Source organism: Flavobacterium sp., assembly GCF_027484205.1.
Lineage (GTDB): Bacteria > Bacteroidota > Bacteroidia > Flavobacteriales > Flavobacteriaceae > Flavobacterium.
Genome location: NZ_JAIXUB010000013.1, coordinates 223,846 through 243,133, shown reverse-complemented (window position 1 = coordinate 243,133; position 19,288 = coordinate 223,846). Strand labels below are relative to the sequence as shown.

The 19,288-nt window shown below is 31.0% G+C and carries 21 protein-coding genes; 3 read left to right on the top strand and 18 right to left on the bottom strand.

Features of this window, described 5'->3' with window-relative positions; genetic code table 11:
* Positions 1–5: 5 nt before the first annotated feature.
* The 10 genes from Q0049_RS05290 to katG all read right to left on the bottom strand — a co-directional run bounded on the left by Q0049_RS05290 (position 6) and on the right by katG (position 7,503).
* Positions 6–398: a hypothetical protein gene (locus Q0049_RS05290; RefSeq protein WP_298117350.1), complete on the bottom strand. Its 393-nt coding sequence runs from the start codon at positions 396–398 to the stop codon at positions 6–8.
* A gap of 110 nt (positions 399–508) precedes the next feature.
* Complete coding sequence (locus Q0049_RS05285; RefSeq protein ID WP_298117348.1) at positions 509–1,057, bottom strand: hypothetical protein; 549 nt, start codon at positions 1,055–1,057, stop codon at positions 509–511.
* Between the two features lie 211 nt (positions 1,058–1,268).
* On the bottom strand, positions 1,269–1,844 hold the full coding sequence (locus Q0049_RS05280; protein ID WP_298117346.1) for a hypothetical protein: 576 nt from the start codon (positions 1,842–1,844) through the stop codon (positions 1,269–1,271).
* Between the two features lie 235 nt (positions 1,845–2,079).
* The gene (locus Q0049_RS05275; protein WP_298117344.1) at positions 2,080–2,568 is read right to left on the bottom strand and encodes a hypothetical protein; all 489 of its coding nucleotides are present in this window, start codon (positions 2,566–2,568) and stop codon (positions 2,080–2,082) included.
* 148 nt (positions 2,569–2,716) lie between these two features.
* Complete coding sequence (locus Q0049_RS05270) at positions 2,717–3,043, bottom strand: hypothetical protein (RefSeq protein WP_298117341.1); 327 nt, start codon at positions 3,041–3,043, stop codon at positions 2,717–2,719.
* A gap of 4 nt (positions 3,044–3,047) precedes the next feature.
* Positions 3,048–3,452, bottom strand: a complete 405-nt coding sequence (locus Q0049_RS05265; RefSeq protein WP_298117339.1) for a hypothetical protein — start codon at positions 3,450–3,452, stop codon at positions 3,048–3,050.
* A 201-nt stretch (positions 3,453–3,653) separates the two neighbouring features.
* The gene (locus Q0049_RS05260) at positions 3,654–3,911 is read right to left on the bottom strand and encodes a hypothetical protein (protein ID WP_298117337.1); all 258 of its coding nucleotides are present in this window, start codon (positions 3,909–3,911) and stop codon (positions 3,654–3,656) included.
* 133 nt (positions 3,912–4,044) lie between these two features.
* The gene (locus Q0049_RS05255) at positions 4,045–4,353 is read right to left on the bottom strand and encodes a thioredoxin family protein (RefSeq protein ID WP_298117335.1); all 309 of its coding nucleotides are present in this window, start codon (positions 4,351–4,353) and stop codon (positions 4,045–4,047) included.
* 81 nt (positions 4,354–4,434) lie between these two features.
* On the bottom strand, positions 4,435–5,070 hold the full coding sequence (locus tag Q0049_RS05250; RefSeq protein ID WP_298117333.1) for a peroxiredoxin: 636 nt from the start codon (positions 5,068–5,070) through the stop codon (positions 4,435–4,437).
* 246 nt (positions 5,071–5,316) lie between these two features.
* Complete coding sequence (gene katG / locus Q0049_RS05245; protein ID WP_298117331.1) at positions 5,317–7,503, bottom strand: catalase/peroxidase HPI; 2,187 nt, start codon at positions 7,501–7,503, stop codon at positions 5,317–5,319.
* 227 nt (positions 7,504–7,730) lie between these two features.
* Between katG and Q0049_RS05240 the strand changes: the two genes are divergently transcribed.
* On the top strand, positions 7,731–9,404 hold the full coding sequence (locus Q0049_RS05240; protein ID WP_298117329.1) for an amino acid permease: 1,674 nt from the start codon (positions 7,731–7,733) through the stop codon (positions 9,402–9,404).
* On the opposite strand, the gene thrC is transcribed toward Q0049_RS05240, so the two are convergent.
* The 4 genes from thrC to Q0049_RS05220 form a co-directional block, all read right to left on the bottom strand.
* A complete protein-coding gene (thrC, locus tag Q0049_RS05235) occupies positions 9,401–10,690 on the bottom strand; it encodes a threonine synthase (protein ID WP_298117327.1) in 1,290 nt (429 codons plus the stop codon). The genes Q0049_RS05240 and thrC overlap by 4 nt on opposite strands.
* Positions 10,691–10,767: 77 nt before the next feature.
* Entirely contained in the window at positions 10,768–11,694 is a 927-nt protein-coding gene (locus tag Q0049_RS05230; protein ID WP_298117325.1) for a homoserine kinase, read from the bottom strand.
* A gap of 110 nt (positions 11,695–11,804) precedes the next feature.
* Positions 11,805–14,252, bottom strand: a complete 2,448-nt coding sequence (gene thrA / locus Q0049_RS05225; RefSeq protein ID WP_298117323.1) for a bifunctional aspartate kinase/homoserine dehydrogenase I — start codon at positions 14,250–14,252, stop codon at positions 11,805–11,807.
* Positions 14,253–14,345: 93 nt separating this feature from the next.
* Positions 14,346–14,762, bottom strand: a complete 417-nt coding sequence (locus Q0049_RS05220) for a GxxExxY protein (RefSeq protein ID WP_298117321.1) — start codon at positions 14,760–14,762, stop codon at positions 14,346–14,348.
* A gap of 506 nt (positions 14,763–15,268) precedes the next feature.
* Between Q0049_RS05220 and hutH the strand changes: the two genes are divergently transcribed.
* Entirely contained in the window at positions 15,269–16,771 is a 1,503-nt protein-coding gene (gene hutH, locus Q0049_RS05215; RefSeq protein ID WP_298117319.1) for a histidine ammonia-lyase, read from the top strand.
* A 241-nt stretch (positions 16,772–17,012) separates the two neighbouring features.
* A complete protein-coding gene (locus Q0049_RS05210; RefSeq protein ID WP_298117317.1) occupies positions 17,013–17,258 on the top strand; it encodes a hypothetical protein in 246 nt (81 codons plus the stop codon).
* Between the two features lie 12 nt (positions 17,259–17,270).
* On the opposite strand, the gene Q0049_RS05205 is transcribed toward Q0049_RS05210, so the two are convergent.
* The 4 genes from Q0049_RS05205 to Q0049_RS05190 are packed head-to-tail and all read right to left on the bottom strand — an operon-like array spanning position 17,271 to position 19,273.
* Positions 17,271–17,768 (bottom strand): hypothetical protein, encoded by a 498-nt coding sequence (locus Q0049_RS05205; RefSeq protein WP_298117315.1) that lies wholly within the window; start codon positions 17,766–17,768, stop codon positions 17,271–17,273.
* 35 nt (positions 17,769–17,803) lie between these two features.
* Complete coding sequence (locus tag Q0049_RS05200) at positions 17,804–18,163, bottom strand: DUF1304 domain-containing protein (RefSeq protein WP_298117313.1); 360 nt, start codon at positions 18,161–18,163, stop codon at positions 17,804–17,806.
* A 10-nt stretch (positions 18,164–18,173) separates the two neighbouring features.
* Entirely contained in the window at positions 18,174–18,755 is a 582-nt protein-coding gene (locus Q0049_RS05195; RefSeq protein ID WP_298117311.1) for a TMEM175 family protein, read from the bottom strand.
* A gap of 2 nt (positions 18,756–18,757) precedes the next feature.
* Positions 18,758–19,273, bottom strand: a complete 516-nt coding sequence (locus tag Q0049_RS05190) for a DUF421 domain-containing protein (protein ID WP_298117309.1) — start codon at positions 19,271–19,273, stop codon at positions 18,758–18,760.
* Between the last annotated feature and the right edge of the window lie 15 nt (positions 19,274–19,288).

Sequence of the window (19,288 nt, the reverse complement as noted above, 5' to 3'; positions counted from 1 at the left end):
GTTTTTTATTTTATAGGCTTTAAATGAATTATGTTTTTTGATTTTTTTTCTTCTAAAATTGGAATCAAAATTAAATTTTCATCATCTATTGATTTTATTTGTAATGCAACTTTATTTTCAACAAATAATTCAACACATTTTTTTGTTTTATTGTATTCCCATTTATATGTTTTATAGCCAATCTCAGATTTTATTTCATAAGTTTTATTATTACTAAATTTGATTATATGTTCTTTAAAGTTTTCATCATCAACAATTTTTTTCCCATTTTCAATTATGTAATCTATAATCCAAGTTTTGCATAAAACTTTTTTTAGATTCTCTTCATTAAGATTTGTATTTTGAGAATATGAAACTGAAATAAATAAAATTAATAAGATTGCTAATGATTTTTTCATACATAATTAAATTAAATTAACACAAAGTCAATAAAAATTCACAGACTTTTTTAGAGTAAACTTTATTTTAAATAAGAGTACTTTAATTAACATTGTTACAAATCAATATATTAGCAACCTTTATTTTTGCTTAGGTCACGTTTAAAAAGCACCTCATTATTTTGTTCAATATAATCGCTTGATAGAATCAAATAAGGATGATTTGGTGAAAAACTTGCATTGCGACTTTTTACAATTATTTTGTCGTTAACTTTTAAATTACTTAATGGTTTAAAATCTTTAGGAATAAATTGCATCATGTATTCTTCATCGTCAATTTTAACAATCAGCCATTTTGGTCCTGATTTTGTGTTTTCACGCTGAAAAGTAACAGAAGTCACTACAGCTTCCATACCAGAGAATTCTTTAAGTTGTTTCTTTATTTTATTATGACTAGCCTGTATTTTTTTACCTTCATCAGAATTTTTCCATTCATTGAAAAGGATGCCATCAGGAGAAGCTTCCCATTTTTTCTTTTTTTCGAGTTGCGAATTTTTGTCAGCAATAGTCAAAGTCTTTGGAGTTGTTGACTTAGTTTCGTTTTTGTTTTCACAATTAGCAAATACAAGTCCGATTACTATAATGAATAGTAAGTGCAGCATAGAAGTGTTTTTTTTCATAGTTTTCCTATTTTTAAATTGATATTGCAAAACTAGATTGATATTTTTAAGACTGAATAATTTTGATTGTAAATAAAAATGTAAATATTGTAAAAATGATTGTAAATTGGAGTTTGTGGGTTTATTGACATTAAAAAAATCTTGCGAAAGAAAAAAGTGAATTTACCACAAAATTCTCAATCTTGCCAAACGACAGTTGGCGGTAATAATTTTAACCAATAGCGTCTTTAAAAGTTGGGCGCTTTTCTTTTTTCAAAATCACGTTTTCAATCTTCTTTTTTATTCTTAGGTTGTAAGTGTCATTTGGGTTTATTGAAAGAGCTTTTTCTATTATTTTTATGGCTTCATCGTCTTTCTTGGCTACAAGTAAATTAATAGCATGATTTCCTAATAATGCAAAATTCTCTGGACTAATTTTTATTGATATTTCTGAAAACTCAATAGATTTTTCTATTTGATTTAGATGCATAGCAACTAAAGATGCTTCTTGGAAAAGAACATGGTTTGAACTTTCATAAGTAATTGATTTTTCAATATAACTTAGTGATTTTTCAAATTCTCTCATTCGTTGATATATTTTTCCAATAAAGAATAATGATTGCCAACTTTCGGGGTAAATTTCTAAAGCGGCTTCAAATGATTTCAACGCTTTCTTTGCTTTAATTTTTTCAAAGAATCCAAGACTTTTAGGTTTGTAACCGTCAAGTAAAATTATTCCATTTTGAAGTGAACATCCTTTATTATAATGTTTGTTGAATTCTGATATTTGGTTTTCTGTTAAGCTCATTTTTTTGAATTATTACTGCCAACGTTTTGCTGCTTCTAGCATTGGCTTAATTTGCTCACTGACAACAACAAATATACCGAATATTTGAAAACGCAATTTGTTTTGTAAGAAAAAAAATTTTCACAGAAGTTTTATAGATAAATCCCAGGCCTAGCCATAGCTTAAAACATTAGTTTTGCGACGCTTTTTCTGTAAGATTTTATTTTTTAATAATTATTTGATGTTTAAAATATATCTATTTTATATCAAAATTGATTCCGTTTCGTTGATTTAAAGTTAAAGCTTGTGATTCGGTAAAAATTGGATTCTGTCTAACAATTTGTTTAAAACCTGATGACTTAAAATTTATTTTTCCTTCTTGTAAATCTATTGACCATTCATAAATCCATTTATTTTTTTCTTGTTCAATTTTATCTATTAAGTATAAATCCTCAATTTCTAGCAAATCAGTTGTTCCGCCTCTTCTGTCAATGTCTATTGTTAATGCAAACGCATCGGTGAAAATAAGAGAACAAGGAGAAACCCAAAATGAAAAGTTTAGCTTAGGTGGAATTGGAGATACCCATTTAAAAATATAATCTATGTCGAAAATGAGATCAGTTGTATATTTATTATCTGTGTTTGTATTTTGAAAAATTAAACCGTAAATATTACAGTCATGCCACCCCATTTTTTCAAAGTCATTTTCTGTCCAAACTTTTTTTTCTAATAGATATTCTTTCATTTTGGTTTTTACAAAGTATTGATTTAAAATGTAGTACAACGTTTCGTGCGCAGAACTCGTTGCGGCTTTGGAACCGATAATTTTTCTATCAAAGATAAAATTTCTTGCGAGAAATAAACGTGAATTTACTAAAAAATTCGCAATCTTGCTAAACGCCTGTTGGAGGCATTTTTTTTGATTTATGTAGAATTTCGGACATTAATTTTTCAATATCCCCATTCATAAATTCTACAAATATTTTCTTAGCTTCATCTATATTTTTTAATTGTTTTGTTATTTGATTTTTGCTGTTTTCTGGAAATATGGCAATCAATTTTAAATCTTTATGAATTTCTAAAACATTTTCTTCTTCGTCAACTACCCAAAATGCTCCGTGTTCTTCGTCTGAATTTTCTAACTCTTCAAATGCTAAATACAAATTATCAATATTAAAGTTATCAAATGATGATGCGTTTGCAGATTCTAAATATTTCATCTTATTAATTTATTTCAAGACTATAATCTTTTCCAATTATTTCAAAAACTGTATCGTAAGTTCTAAAAATATAATGCTTGTATGTTTTATCAATTTTTTTTAAGTTGTTTTGATTGTCAATTTCAACCATTTTGTTTATTTGAATTGAGTTTTCAATTTCGTCAAATGAAGATTTGTATTCAACTTCGTCAAAGTCAAGTTCTGTCATTTTGAATAAATGAACATTTTTGAAAACTATTTTAAATTTGACATCATTATTATCATTTAAGTTTTTGCAAAGTGAACCAGAAAACTCTCCTAAAAGTTCAAAAGTTTCTTCATTAATAAAGTTGACTTTGTCTAAAAATATAGCGTCTCTGCCATAAATTAAACCAACCTTTGTTATAACAGGTTTTATATTTTCAATCATTTTTTCTGTTTTCGTCGTCGTCATCCAAAATTATCACCAACTATTATATATTTATAACTTTCTCAGACAAACACACCCAAATAAGGTTGTATATGTCTGACAAAGTATAGATTTATGTCTTAGTAAATATATTAAAATATATTAAATGGTTTCAATTTATTTTAGACAAAAAAAACTCCCAATTGCTTGAGAGTTTGTCTTTTATTTATCGATTGAGCCGAGGACACGTTTCATGAAGTCGTTGAGTGCTTCTTTCTTGTCTTTGCCGTCTTTAATCATTTTATGAACTTCGATGGCGCCATACATATTAGAAATTAACTCGCCAATGACTTCTAATTCTTCATCCTTCAAACTCGGAACTTCGCAAAGATTTTCTAAAACTTCAATCGTTTCAACTAAATAGTCTTGATCGTTGTCTTCAATAAATTGCGTTAAGTGTTTTATTACAGGTAATTTCATGTGTTAAATGTTAGGGTTTAGAAGTTTAAGAGTTTAAAAGTTTAAGAGTTAAGTAGTTTGAGAGTTTAATTGTTGTATACTTTATGTTTATTCCCTTTTAACCTCCTAAACATTTAAACTTTTAACCCAATAATTAAACTACTTCATGCACCAATTCTGTCAATACTTCTAATTTAGTTGTTTGGCTTTGGTTTACTAAAACACCATTTTTAAATGTTGCAAAGGTTGGAAGATTATCCACTTTTGCCATTTTTCTTGACTCAGGGAATTTTTCAGCATCTACAATTAAAAATGGAACGCTTTCGTTTTGTGAAGCCAATAGTTTGAATTTTGGTTTCATAATACGACAATTGCCACACCAACTTGCTGCATATTGCACAACAACCACATCATTTGAAGCTACTACTTCGGCTAAATTATCTTGTTCTATTTCTGTAAACATAATTTTAAAATTTCAATAGCAATAGCAATGTCAAAATTTAATTTTTTTTGACATTGCCATTGTCATTTTGATTGATATTTATTAGTGTGAAGCTAAATAAGCTGCAGTAGAATTTCTATCAGCGCTCATTGCGTCTTTTCCTTCTTCCCAGTTTGCAGGACAAACTTCACCTTTAGTTTGAACGTGAGTGTAAGCATCGATTAATCTCAAGTACTCGTTTACGTTTCTTCCTAATGGCATATCGTTTACACTTTCGTGGAAGATTTTTCCGTCTTCGTCAATTAAGTATGTTGCTCTAAAAGTTACATTAGAACCTTCAAGAATTTCGTCATTGATTTCCTCGTTGTAAACCCATTCTGCATCAAGAATATCTAAAGCAGCTGAAAGATTACGAGTTGTATCAGCCAAAATTGGATAAGTTACACCTTCAATTCCACCATTGTCTTTAGCCGTATTTAACCAAGCAAAGTGTACTTCGTTAGTATCACAAGAAGCACCAATTACCATAGTATTTCTGTTTTCAAATTCTCCTAAAGCTGCCTGAAAAGCGTGTAATTCTGTAGGACAAACAAATGTAAAATCTTTTGGATACCAGAATAAAATTACTTTTTTCTTGTTGTTTTTAGCTTCTTCTAAAACGTTGATTCTTAAATTATCTCCCATAAAAGAGATTGCATCTACTGTAATGTTTGGGAATTGTTTTCCAACTAATGCCATGATTGTTTTATTTTAAAATTATTAATGTTTTTCTGAGTGCAAATTTACGGCGAGAATCAGAAATAAAACATGATATTTATTATATTTTCCGATGGATTAATAGAGAAAAATTATCAATATATTTCTTACAAAATATTGGTATAAAAATTTTATTATGTGTATTTTTTAATGTCATTTATTGCATAAAAAACAAAAACCACCTTAAAAAGATGGTTTTATAGAAAAACAATAATAATTTGGGGAATCTTATTTCAAATCAAAACGATCTAAATGCATCACTTTTGACCAAGCATGAATAAAATCTTGGACAAATTTTTCTTTGTTATCGTCTTGGGCATACACTTCTGCGTAAGATCTCAAAACTGAGTTGGAACCAAAAACTAAGTCCACTCTAGTAGCAGTCCATTTAGTTGCACCCGATTTTTTGTCAACAATGTTATATAAGTTGTCACCTGCTGGTTTCCAACTGTAGTTCATATCGGTTAAATTCACAAAGAAATCATTACTCAAAACTCCTTCGTTATTTGTGAAAACTCCATGTTTTGTTCCACCATAGTTGGTTCCAAGAACACGCATTCCACCAATTAAAACCGTCATTTCTGAAGCTGTTAATCCTAGAAGTTGTGCTTTATCCAGCATTAATTCTTCAGGTTGTACCACATATTTAGATTTCATGAAGTTTCTGAAAGCATCGTTTGTTGGTTCTAATACTTCAAATGATTCTACATCAGTCATTTCTTGTGAAGCATCGCCTCTTCCTGCATTGAAAGGAACTTTTACGTTAAATCCACCTTCTTGCGCTGCTTTTTCGATAGCTGCTGTTCCACCAAGAACAATCAAATCGGCAAGACTAACTTTTTTACTTAAACCTGCTTGAATTTCTGCAAGTTTTGATAAAACTCTATGTAATCTTTCAGGTTCATTAGCTACCCAATTTCTTTGTGGCTCTAATCGAATTCTTGAACCGTTTGCGCCACCTCTAAAATCAGAACCTCTAAAAGTTCTTGCGCTGTCCCAAGCGGTATTAATTAGTTCGGCTCTTGTTAGTCCGCAGTTCAATAATTTTGCTTTTAATTCTTCGATTTCAGCATCCGATAAAGTATAATCTACTTTTGGAACTGGATCTTGCCAAATCAAATCTTCAGCAGGAACATCCGCACCTAAATATCGGTCTTTTGGTCCTAAATCTCTATGAGTTAATTTGAACCAAGCTCTTGCAAAAACTTCTGAAAAATAAGCTTGATCATTATGGAAACGCTCTGAAATTACCCTGTAAGCTGGATCCATTTTCATAGCCATATCGGCATCGGTCATAATTGGATTTTTTCTAACCGATGGATTGTGAGCATCAACAGGTTTGTCTTCTTCTTTCATATTTATTGGTTCCCATTGCCATGCTCCAGCAGGACTTTTTCTTAATTCCCAATCGTGGTTTAATAACAAATCGAAATATTCATTATCCCAACGTGTTGGATGTGTCGTCCAAGCACCTTCAAGACCACTCGTTACTGTATCGGCGCCATTTCCGTTGCCTTTTGGATTTAACCAACCAAATCCTTGATTTTCAATTCCTCCAGCTTCTGGTTCTGGACCTAAAACTGACGCGTCTCCATTTCCGTGTGCTTTTCCAACGGTATGTCCACCAGCAGTTAACGCCACTGTTTCTTCATCATTCATAGCCATTCTTTGGAATGTGATACGGACATCATGAGCCGTTTTTAATGGATCAGGTTGTCCGTCAACACCTTCAGGATTTACGTAAATTAATCCCATCATTACAGCTGCCAATGGATTTTCTAAATTTCTTTCACCAGAATAGCGACTTCCTTCACCACCAGATTTTGCTAACCATTCTTTTTCTGCACCCCAATAAATATCTTTTTCTGGATGCCAAATATCTTCACGTCCACCAGCAAATCCAAAAACTTTTAATCCCATAGATTCATAAGCCATTGTTCCAGCAAGTATCATTAAATCTGCCCATGAAATTTTGTTACCATATTTCTTTTTAATTGGCCACAAAAGTCGTCTAGCTTTATCTAAGTTTCCATTATCTGGCCAACTATTTAAAGGAGCAAAACGAAGGTTTCCTGTTCCTGCGCCACCACGACCATCTGCAATTCTGTAAGTTCCTGCTGCATGCCATGCCATTCTAATCATTAATCCACCATAGTGACCCCAATCAGCAGGCCACCAATCTTGACTATCAGTCATGAAAGCTTTCAAGTCGTTTTTTAAAGCTTGTAAATCTAATTTTTTGAATTCTGATGCATAATCAAAACTTTCTCCAAGTGGATTAGTTTTGGAATCATGTTGGTGTAAAATATCTAAATTAAGTGCTTTTGGCCACCAATCTTGGTTTTTAACACCATCGCTTAAACCTTTTTGATTTTGATGAAATGGGCATTTGCTAATGTCGTTTGAATGTTCCATAAATTTTTAGTAATTGTTTAATTTTAAAACTATTTTATTGATGAATGTTTAAATTTTGAATTTCAATATTGACAAATTTATAAATTAAAAGTCACTACAGTATAGATAATTTATGTTTTAAATTTATTTTTTAATAGATTTTAATTATAGTTTGTTATTTTTTCAATTTTGTAAATCAAAGTGAAATTATATTATATTTGTTTTTCTAACATTAACAAACTATCAAGATGTCATTAACTAATTTATTCAGAAGAAAACCAACTTCAACAATTTTACAACAAGGTGGCGATGGCGATCATTCAGGACTGAATAAAGTATTAAATGTTAGAGATTTAACTTTTTTTGGAATCGCTGCAATTATTGGTGGAGGAACTTTCAGTGCTATTGGAAATGCATGTTTCTCAGGTGGACCAGCAGTAATTTTGCTGTACATTATGTGTGCTGTAGCATGTGGTTTTACAGCAATGTGTTATGCTGAGTTTGCATCAAGAGTTCCAGTTTCAGGTAGCGCATACACGTATGCGTATGTTTCTTTTGGAGAATTATTTGCTTGGATTATCGGTTGGGCATTGATTATGGAATATTCGATAGGTAATATTTATATAGCATTTTCATGGAGTGGTTATTTCACCAATTTATTAGAAACCTTTCACATTCACTTACCAGAATGGTTGACTATAAATTATAAATCTGCACAAGATGCTTTTGTGGCTAACAAAGGAGTAGAAGGTTTGGCTGCATGGCAAAATGCACCAGTTATTGGAGGTTTAAAAATCATATTTGATTTGCCTGCTGTTGTGATAAATATTTTGATTACTTATTTGGTTTACAGAGGAACAAAAGAGTCCAAAAACTTTAGTAATGTAATGGTTTACATTAAGTTGGCTATAATTTTATTAGTAATAGTTGTTGGAGCTTTTTATATAGATATTGATAATTGGACGCCATTTATGCCTAATGGATTTAGCGGAGTTATGGGCGGAGTTTCAGCTGTATTCTTTGCTTACATTGGTTTTGATGCAGTTTCAACTTTGGCAGAAGAAAGTAAAAATCCTCAACGAGATTTACCACGTGGAATGATTTATTCTTTGGTAATTTGTACTTTAGTTTTTATAGTTCTTGCTTTAGTGATTACTGGTATGGTTTCCTACGAATTACTTGGTGTAAGTGATCCATTGGCTGAAATTTTTGCTTTAAAAGGTGTAAAATGGATGTTGTTTATTGTGTCAATTGCTGCAGTAGTAGCCATGACAAGTGTATTATTAGTTTTTCAAATGGGACAGCCTAGAATTTGGATGACAATGTCAAGAGACGGTTTAATGCCGAGTAAGTTTGCAGAAATACATCCAAAATATAAAACACCTGGTTTTGCTACCATTGTTACAGGATTAGTTGTTGGACTTCCAATATTTTTTACGGATGAAAATTTTGTATTAGATTTTACAAGTATAGGTACTTTATTTGCGTTTGTATTGGTTTGTGGTGGAGTTTTAATGCTTTCTCCACAAAGTGAAACTGAACTTGCAGAGAGAGCAACCAAAGGAAAATTTAGAATTCCTTATGTAAATTCTAAATTTATTTTTCCTCTGATTATGGTCGCTGCTATTGTTTTAATTCAAACATATGTTCCAACATTTTTTACTGATGTTTTTGATTTTTCAGAAGGAAAAATGGCTAGCAATCTTCCAATGTTAGTTTTTCTTTTAGTTTGTATTGTAATGACTTTTTTATCCTTTACCAAAAACTTATCATTAATTCCTTTATTAGGATTGGTTTCTTGTTGTTATTTGTTAACAGGAATGGCAGTTTCTAACTGGATGTGGTTTGGAATTTGGTTGGTTTTAGGATTGATATTTTACTTCATTTATGGTTACAAAAACAGTAAACTAAATGTAAATTAATGATTTAAAAAAGATTTCAATTCGTCATAACTCTTAATCTTAATACTTACTTTTTCTTTATTAAGTACACTTTCAATTTGACTTGGAATATCTAATTTTATATTTAGAGTTGGTTCAACAATATCTAAGAATTTGATAGGATGTGCTGTCTCTAAGAAAAAACCAATCGAGTTAGGTTGTTTTTCAAGTTCTTTTTTCAACCCCAAATAACCAACAGCACCATGAGGTTCGGCAATATAACCTGAATTAATATGAATATTTTTCATAGCAAATTTGGTCTCGTCATCAGTGTATGTGTAAGAAGAGAAATCTTTTTCAAATTCAGACAAATCATTGTTATACATTTTCTGAATTCGAACGAAGTTACTTGGGTTTCCAACATCCATAGCATTGGAAATTGTTGCAACAGATGGCTTTGCATCGTAAATTCCGTTTTCTAAAAATCTTGGAATTGTATCATTGGCATTGGTAGAAGCAACAAAATGGGTTAGTGGCAAACCTAATTTTTTAGCCATAATTCCAGCGCAAATATTTCCGAAATTTCCACTTGGGCAAGATACTATTAAAGGTTTGTTGTGTTTTTTCAATTCTTTGTATGCAAAGAAGAAATAAAACATTTGAGGCAACCAACGAGCGATATTTATAGAATTTGCCGAAGTTAAATTTTTGTAATTCAAATCTTCATCAAGAAATGCTTTTTTGACCATGTCTTGGCAATCGTCAAAAACGCCATCCACTTCAAGAGCGGTAATGTTTTGACCTAAAGTCGTCAATTGTCGTTCTTGAATATCACTAACTTTTCCTGACGGATAAAGAATCACAACTTCAACACCTTTTACACCAAGAAATCCACTCGCAACAGCGCCACCAGTATCTCCAGAAGTTGCAACCAAAACGGTATTTTTTTGATCTTTATTTCGATTAAAATAAGCCAAACATCTTGACATAAATCGGGCACCAACATCTTTAAAAGCCATTGTTGGACCATGAAATAATTCTAGTGAAAAAATGTTTTCTTCGACTGAAACTAATGGAAAATCAAACGATAAGGTTTCCGATATGATTTGCTTTAATTCTGATTCAGGAATGTCGTCGCCTACAAATTGTTGTATGGCATTAAACGCAATTTCTTCATTAGAAAAATTTTCAATATTCTCAAAAAAAGATTGCGGTAATTGAGTAATTATTTCAGGAAAATACAATCCTCTATCAGACGCAAGCCCTTGAATAACTGCTTCTTCGAAAGAAACTAGATGTTGTTTATTGTTTAAACTGTAATATTTCATGTTTTTTTTGAAAGTGGATTAAACGGATGCTTCGTCCCAAAACTTCGGGACTGATTTCCACGGTTTTTTTTTAATTTTTAATTCGTAATTATAGTAACTCCATTTGGATTGATTCTTGAAATGTGCATATCAAATGCAATTCCTGTATTTTGATAACTTTCACTCATGGCAAAAGCTACTTTTTCAGCTTTGTCTTGTCCTTTACAAAGTGCGAAAATCGATGGTCCAGCTCCAGAAATTCCTGAACCTAAAGCACCATTTAGTAATGCAGCATTTTTAACTTCATCAAAATTAGGGATTAAATGTTTTCTTAAAGGTTCGATGATGACATCTTTTAGAGAACGACCAATTAATTCATAATCAGAAGTGTACAATCCAGCAATTAATCCACCAAGATTTCCTGTTTGTGTAATAGCGTTTTTTAGTGGAATCATAGGTTGTAAAACCGCACGAGCATCCGCAGTTTTTACCTCAATATGCGGATGTAAAACAACTGCGTAAAGTTCGCTAGGACTTTCAATTCGAATCACATCCAAAGGATTGTTACCTCGAACTAAAGTGAATCCACCAAGTAGGCAAGGAGCAACATTATCTGCATGTTCGCAACCACTTGCAATTGCTTCTCCTTTCATGGCAAAATCTACCAAATCGTGTTTTGAGAATGGTTTACCAAGTAATTCGTTGATTCCAAAAACAGCTCCAGCAGCACTTGCAGATGAACTTCCGATGCCACTTCCAGCTTTAATTTTTTTATGAATTTCTATTTCGAAACCAAAATCTAAATTCAAATTTTTAATAATAGCCAAACCTGCAACACCAGCTACATTTTTTTCGGTTTCCATTGGTAAGTCGGCACCAGTTATTTTGGAGATTCTAATACCTTTTTCAGATATCTTTCTGATAATCATTTCGTCACCAATTCCTTCTAAACATGTTCCCATAACGTCAAATCCGCAATTCAGATTGGCGATTGTTGCTGGACAGAATATTTTTATTTCGTTCATATTTTAAGACGCTATTTTTTTTGCCGCAAAGACACTAAGGCGCAAAGTTATTTTTAAATTTTTATTGCTAAAAAGCTAAATTCTTTGTGTCTTAGCGACTTTGTGGCTTATTATACATTTCCAATTCTAATTACATCGGCAAAAATTCCCGATGCGGTAACTGCTGCACCAGCACCAGCTCCTTTTATAATTAATGGTTGGTCAACGTATCTATCGGTGTAAAATTCGACAATATTATCTTTTCCTTCCAAATTGTAAAACGGACTTTCTTTCGGAATAAATTGCAAACCAACACTTGCTTTTCCGTTATCAAACGAAGCTACAAATTTTAATCGAGAATCTTTCGATTTTGCCTCGGCTAAAAGGTTTTCAAAATGGTTAGCATGTTTGGTTAACGATTTAAAGAAATCTTCATTATTAGTAGTTTCCATACATTCTTGTGGTAAAAAACAATTGTTTTCAATATGCTCCATTTCCATTTCGTAACCGCTTTCGCGAATTAGAATTAGAATTTTTCTTGCCACATCAACACCACTTAAATCTATTTTCGGATCAGGTTCGGTAAAGCCTTGTACGCCAGCTTCTTTTACTACATCATGAAAGTTGTATGAATCACTAAAATTGTTAAAAATAAAATTCAAACTTCCCGATAAAACAGCATTGATTCTATTGACCTTATCACCTGAAGCAATCAAATGTTTTAGTGTATCAATGATTGGTAAACCTGCTCCAACATTAGTTTCAAATAGGAAAGGAGCGTTGTATTTTCTTGATAAAGATTTTAAATATTTGTAATTTTCAAATTGAGAAGAACACGCAATTTTGTTGCAAGTAACGACTGCAATATTTTGTTTTAAGAATTGGTCATAAATTGATGCAATGTTATGATTAGCAGTAATATCTACGAAAATACTGTTTCGTAAATTCAAACTTTTGGCTTTTGAAATAAATTCGGAAACATTAGCATTTGAACCGTTTTCTATTATTGATTTCCAATCTTTTAAATTCATTCCGTCTTCATCAAAAACCATTTTGCGTGAATTTGAAAGTGCAATTACACGGACATTTATTTTAAGATTTTCTTTTAAGAATTTCTTTTGTTGGTTGATTTGGTCAATGAATTTTTCACCTACATTTCCAACACCCATTACGAATAAATTCAACTGTTTGGTATTGTCTTCAAAGAAGCGTTCGTGTAATGTATTCAAAGCTTTTTTAACATCATTTTCATTGATTACTACCGAAATATTTCTTTCAGAAGCACCTTGCGCAATGGCTCTAATATTTACGTTATTTTTTCCTAAAGTGCTGAACATTTTGCCACTCAAACCTTGGTGATTCTTCATGTTTTCACCAACTAAAGCTACAATGCACAAGTCTTTTTCAACTAGGCATGGATCAATTTTATTTTGGTTAATTTCTAATTGGAATTCAGTTTCAATTGCTTTTTTTGCCAAATCAGCATCTTGATTTTGAATTCCGATGCAAATAGAATGTTCTGATGACGCTTGTGTGATAAAAATTACGTTGATATTATTTTGCGAAAGAACAGAAAATAATCTTTTAGATGAACCAGCAACTCCAATCATTCCTGAACCTTCTAAAGTTAACAATGCAATTTTATCAATGTGCGAAATTCCTTTTATTGGGTTATTGGAAACATGATTTTCATTTGAAATATAGGTTCCAAAAGCTTGAGGTTCAAAAGTATTTTTGATCCAAATTGGAATTTGCGAATTTAAAACTGGTTGAATTGTTGGCGGATACAAAACTTTCGCACCAAAATGTGACAATTCCATCGCTTCTTGATAGGAAATCGATTCAATAGGTTGCGCTTGTTTTACAATTTTCGGATTGGCAGTAAACATCCCATTCACATCAGTCCAAATTTCCAAAGCATCCGATTTTGTTCCATTAGCAATTATGGCAGCTGTATAATCGGAACCGCCACGACCTAAAGTTGTAGTATTTTCCAATTCATCAGATGCAATAAAACCTGGTAAAAGAACGACTTGCGATTTATTGGAACTAAAATAATCAGCAATTAATTTATTTGTTATATCAAAATCTACAGAAGCTTTACCGAAGTTAGAATTGGTTTTGATTAGCTCACGACTGTCTTTAAAAGTACTATTCGGAATGGTTTGTTGCAAAGCAGTTGCAATGATTTGGGAAGACAATAATTCGCCAAAACTTGCAATAGCATCAGCAGTTCTTGGAGATAATTCGCCTAAAAGGAAACAGCCATCAAGCAAGGTCTGCAATTGATTTATTTGACTGTTAATCTTAATTAGTAATTGATTTTGATTTGAATTATCAACTAAATCAGCAATAGCATCAAAATGTTTTTGCTTGATTTCGTCAATTGCATTTTTATACGATTCATCTTTTGCGGCAGCTTTTTTGGAAGCATTGATAAGCATATCTGTCACGCCACTTAATGCAGAAACTACTACCGCAAGTTTGTTTTCCTTGGCTTTTTGATGGACAATATCGATTACGAGTTTTATGTTTTGGGCGTTTGCTACAGATGTTCCGCCGAATTTTAGTGTTATCATAGTTTTTATTTTTTAAACCACATAGATTTCATAGAATTTTGATTGAAGTAAAGTCGCTTAGCTTTACATAGATTTCATAGCACTTTATATCTTTTATGTGTTATTTGGCAAGTTTTTATAATATTCATTAACAAAGGTTTTTTGTCCGTCTTTGAAGATGTTTGAACAATTAAAATTTATCAGTATTCCTTTTGGTGATTTTGTAAGTTTCATGTAATTTAAAATTTGTGCTTCAACAATTGGATGTATTTCTGTAATTGCTTTTAATTCTACAATAATCAAGTTTTCGACTAATAAATCGCACCTAAAATCTGAAATTAGTTCTTTTTCTTTATAAATTAAAGGAATTTTCATTTCAGAAACATACTTAATTCCTCTGATATTTAACTCTTCTTTTAAGCATTGATGGTAAACACTTTCGAGTAAACCTCTTCCCATTATTTTGTGAACTTCAATTGCAGCTCCAATGATTTTGTATGTTAAGTCATCAATTTGTTTTTGTGTATTCATATTTTTCTTTTTTCCATATAGATATCATGATGTTTATACGCATATCTATTTACTTTTAATTATTTATTATCTATGTTTAAATGAAATACCTATGAAACCTTCTTAGCTATGTGACTGCTATGTTTCTATGTGGTTAATAATAATTAGCTCTCAATTGAAAGCCCATAGAAATTGGATTATATGTGAAAATTATACCCCAAATGGGGTTGTAGTTGTTGTAGATGTTGTGCCAACAAAAGTCGCAACCGAAGTACTGGTTGTGAAAAATGAAGTGATATTATTTTTGTTGTTCAACATACATTTCAAAAGTAGTATTTTTTGTTAATCAAAAAAATGTTGTTTGTATTTTTATGAATATCACAATTTTACATCGTTATCGCATTTGAAATAAATTATTTGAATCGTTATAAATGCTAAAAATTATTGATTTGATAATAAAATAGAAGTTAAAATAGTTGGATTTTAACAATTGTTTGCGGAATTTTGAGGTCAAATTACATTTAAAAATGGAGCATTCGCATTACATCAGTTCGGAAGTGTTGCAATTAGAGACTTTGCAAGACATTATATCGCAACATAAATCTATTGCCTTATCAGAAGAAGCAAAAATCAATATTCAAAAATGTCGTGAATATTTGGATAAGAAAATGGCTTCGAACGACCAACCGATTTACGGAATCAATACTGGTTTTGGCTCGTTATGTAATGTAAAAATATCTAATGAAAACTTATCGCAACTTCAAGAAAACTTGGTGAAATCGCATGCTTGTGGAACTGGAGATGAAGTACCGCAAGAGATAGTGAAAATAATGCTGTTGCTTAAAATACAGAGTTTGAGTTATGGAAATTCAGGTGTTCAATTGCAAACGGTTGAGCGATTAGTTGATTTTTATAATCATGATATTTTGCCTGTAATTTATACTCAAGGTTCGCTTGGAGCGAGTGGCGATTTGGCTCCACTAGCACATTTATCGCTTCCGTTATTAGGAGAAGGCGAAGTAAATTTTGAAGGTAAAAAAGTTCATTCATCTGAAGTTTTGAAGAAATTTAATTGGAAACCAATTGTTTTACAATCAAAAGAAGGTTTGGCTTTGTTGAATGGAACCCAATTTATGAGTTCGTACGGAAGTTATATTTTGCTAAAAGCGATGAAATATTCTTATTTAGCCGATGTTATTTCTGCAATTTCACTTGAAGGATTTGATGGAAGAATTGAACCTTTTAATGAGTTGATACATTATGCTCGTCCTCATAAAGGTCAGATTGTTACTGCAAGAAGAATTACAGATTTGTTAGAAGACAGTCAAATTATTGCTCAAGAAAAACAACATGTTCAAGATCCGTATTCATTTAGATGTATTCCACAAGTACATGGTGCTTCGAAAGATACGATTGATTATGTAAAGAAAGTTTTCAAGACAGAAATCAATTCGGTTACCGATAATCCAAATATTTTTGTTGGAGAAGACGTGATTATTTCAGGTGGAAATTTCCATGGTCAACCTTTGGCTTTGGCTTTAGATTTTCTTGCGATTGCTTTATCGGAATTAGGAAGTATTTCAGAAAGAAGAACCTATCAGTTGATTTCAGGATTACGAGGATTACCAGCTTTTTTGGTTGATAATCCAGGTTTGAATTCAGGTTTTATGATTCCGCAATATACGGCAGCTAGTATCGCTAGTCAAAACAAACAATTGGCAACACCTGCAAGTATTGATAGCATTGTTTCGAGTAACGGACAAGAAGATCATGTTTCCATGGGAGCAAATGCAGCAACCAAATGTTTGAAAATCATGGAAAACTTAGAGCGCATTTTGGCCATCGAATTAATGAATGCTTCTCAAGCTATTGAATTTAGAAGACCTTTACAATCGAGTGCTTTTATTGAAATGTTTTTAAAATCCTATCGTGAAGAAGTTCCATTTGTAAAAGAAGATCGAATTCTGCATTATGATATTGAAAAATCGGTTGCTTTTTTAAATACTTTTTTGATTGATTTGGAGGAGTAGTTTGAAAAAATTTATAACTATAGAAAGCGAAAATAAACTTTATATCAAGTTTCCATTTGATAAAACCTTGACAATAGTAAAAGTAGGTTTTATAGTGCTTTTTTTTATTTCAATTTTGTTTTTTGTAAAATGGAAATCCATCGACTTCTTTGATTTTTTTATTGGCTATTTTATCTGTTTATCAATTTTTATCTATATAAGTCTTAATTCGTATTTGGAGTGGAGAAAATACGGAAGAAAATTGCTTGAAAAAAAAAATACTAAATTGTATGTTGATAAAAAATTAATCACAGATTTACATCAAATTAAGTACATTACAATCAACTATGAATCAAGTAATTTGAGTATGGGTTGGTTTGTTCAATTTGATTTTTATTTATTCAATAAAGATATTTTTATTAATAGACAATTACCTGAAAAAATTGCTCAAGAATTAGCAGAAAAGGTTGCTCAATTTTTTGATGTTGGAATTCAGAAATTAAGATAAAAATATGACAATCTATTCTTCAATTTCATCATTAATTTTCAATAATTTATTAAATCTAAAATCAATTAATGTTCCTTTTCTAGTTCCTTTTTTTCCAACAATATCAGTTATTTCCCCACTTTTCAAGTTAGTTATTTTAATTCCTAATAATTTTTCGTTATTAATAGAATAATAAGTGTCATAAATCAAATATTTATATTCACCATTAGAAAACTTAACGTAGTTCAAATCCATTCCTTCATTTTCTATTCCGCCACCACGTAAGTAGAACGAATATTCAAATTTTTTCCAACTGTCTTCATTTTTACTAGGAAATTCTAACTCAATTTTGTTTTTTGTTCCGAATCTATAAATGATGTACGCATCATTTTTATCTTTTGCTAAAACCATTTTTTTTCCATTTTGTGTTTCGAAACCGAAAACTAAAATTTCATTTTGCAAAACATAATTTTGGGATGAAGCAAAATTTATCGAGATAGTAATAAAAAAAAGAAATACTATTTTTTTCATAAAGATTACTTTCGTTTTTAATAAAAATTATAAAATTAAAATATCAAACTCAAAATCCCAAAAATAGCGGGAACAGCTTGAACAAACAAAATTCGTTTAGAAACCGTCATTGTACCATAAATTCCGGCAACTAAAACACAGATTAGAAAAAATAACGCAACATTTTTACTCCAATTAGCATCTGATATAAAGAGCGACCAAATCAATCCCGCAGCAAGAAATCCGTTGTATAAACCTTGATTGGCAGCCATGACTTTGGTTTTTTCAAATTGATCTTCAGGAATAGTTTTGAATACTTTTTTGGCACGAGTTGTCCAAGCAAACATTTCTAACCAAAGAATGTACAAATGAATGAAAGCGATAAATCCTACGATGATTTGTGATGGTAAATTCATATTTTGTTTATTAATTATTCTCTTCTAAAACTTTTTCAATTCGTTTATCGGGCACAAGCCACATCAATGCTACAAGAATATAAATACAACCTGATGCTATTGGATAATATTTGGTTAAAAATACAGCAATTAAATATAAAACAACAGATGCTTTTCCTTTAAAATCTTTACCAACAGCTTTATATAAAATTGAATCTTTGCCATGATGTTTAATGATTGTAAATTGAAGAATATTGAAAGCAATTCCGTTCATTAATAAAATAATTCCATAAAGCATCATCGGAAAAGAAGCAAAATGATGTTCACCAATCCAAGCGGTAGCAAAAGGAATTAACGAAAGCCAAAACAATAAATGTAAGTTTGCCCATAGAATCTTTCCATTGACATTTTTTGCTGTTTGAAGTAAATGATGGTGATTGTTCCAATAAATTCCAACATAAATAAAACTCAAAATATAACTCAAAAATTTATGAGATAATTTTACAACGGATTCAAATGTAGCATCATTCGGTACTTTAAATTCTAATACCATGATGGTTATAATAATTGCTAAAACACCATCGCTGAAGGCTTCAAGTCTGTTCTTGGTCATATTTAATTGTTTAAATTTCCTAATGTTTTATGAATTTTTCTTTTGTGATGGGTTTGTTTTAAATCTTTATCACCCGAAATAATACTGATGCTTCCATCAACTTCGAACATGGCTAATTTGACATCTTTATAAAATTCTACTCCATGTTCACGCATAGCTTCTTTGAGTTCATCATCAGTTATTCCTAATCTTCCAATGGTTTTGAATTCGATTTTTCCGTTGTGAATAAGAATTTCTGGCGTATCTTGAACTAGTTTTTTTATGAATTGTGATTTTGACATCACTTTTTTGAAAACATAATTAATAATAAAAAGTGCTAATGCAGCTACAATTCCACCATAAAGTGATGTATTACTTCCAACCATAGCATTTTGAACCGAATTACTAATCAGTAAAATCAAGATTACATCGGCTGTATTTAGTTGTGATAATTGCTTTTTTCCAAAGATTCGGAGTGCAATAATCATAAAAAAATAAACAGAAACACTTCGAATAGTAATATCTAAATAAGGATTCATAAGTTAGTTTTCAAT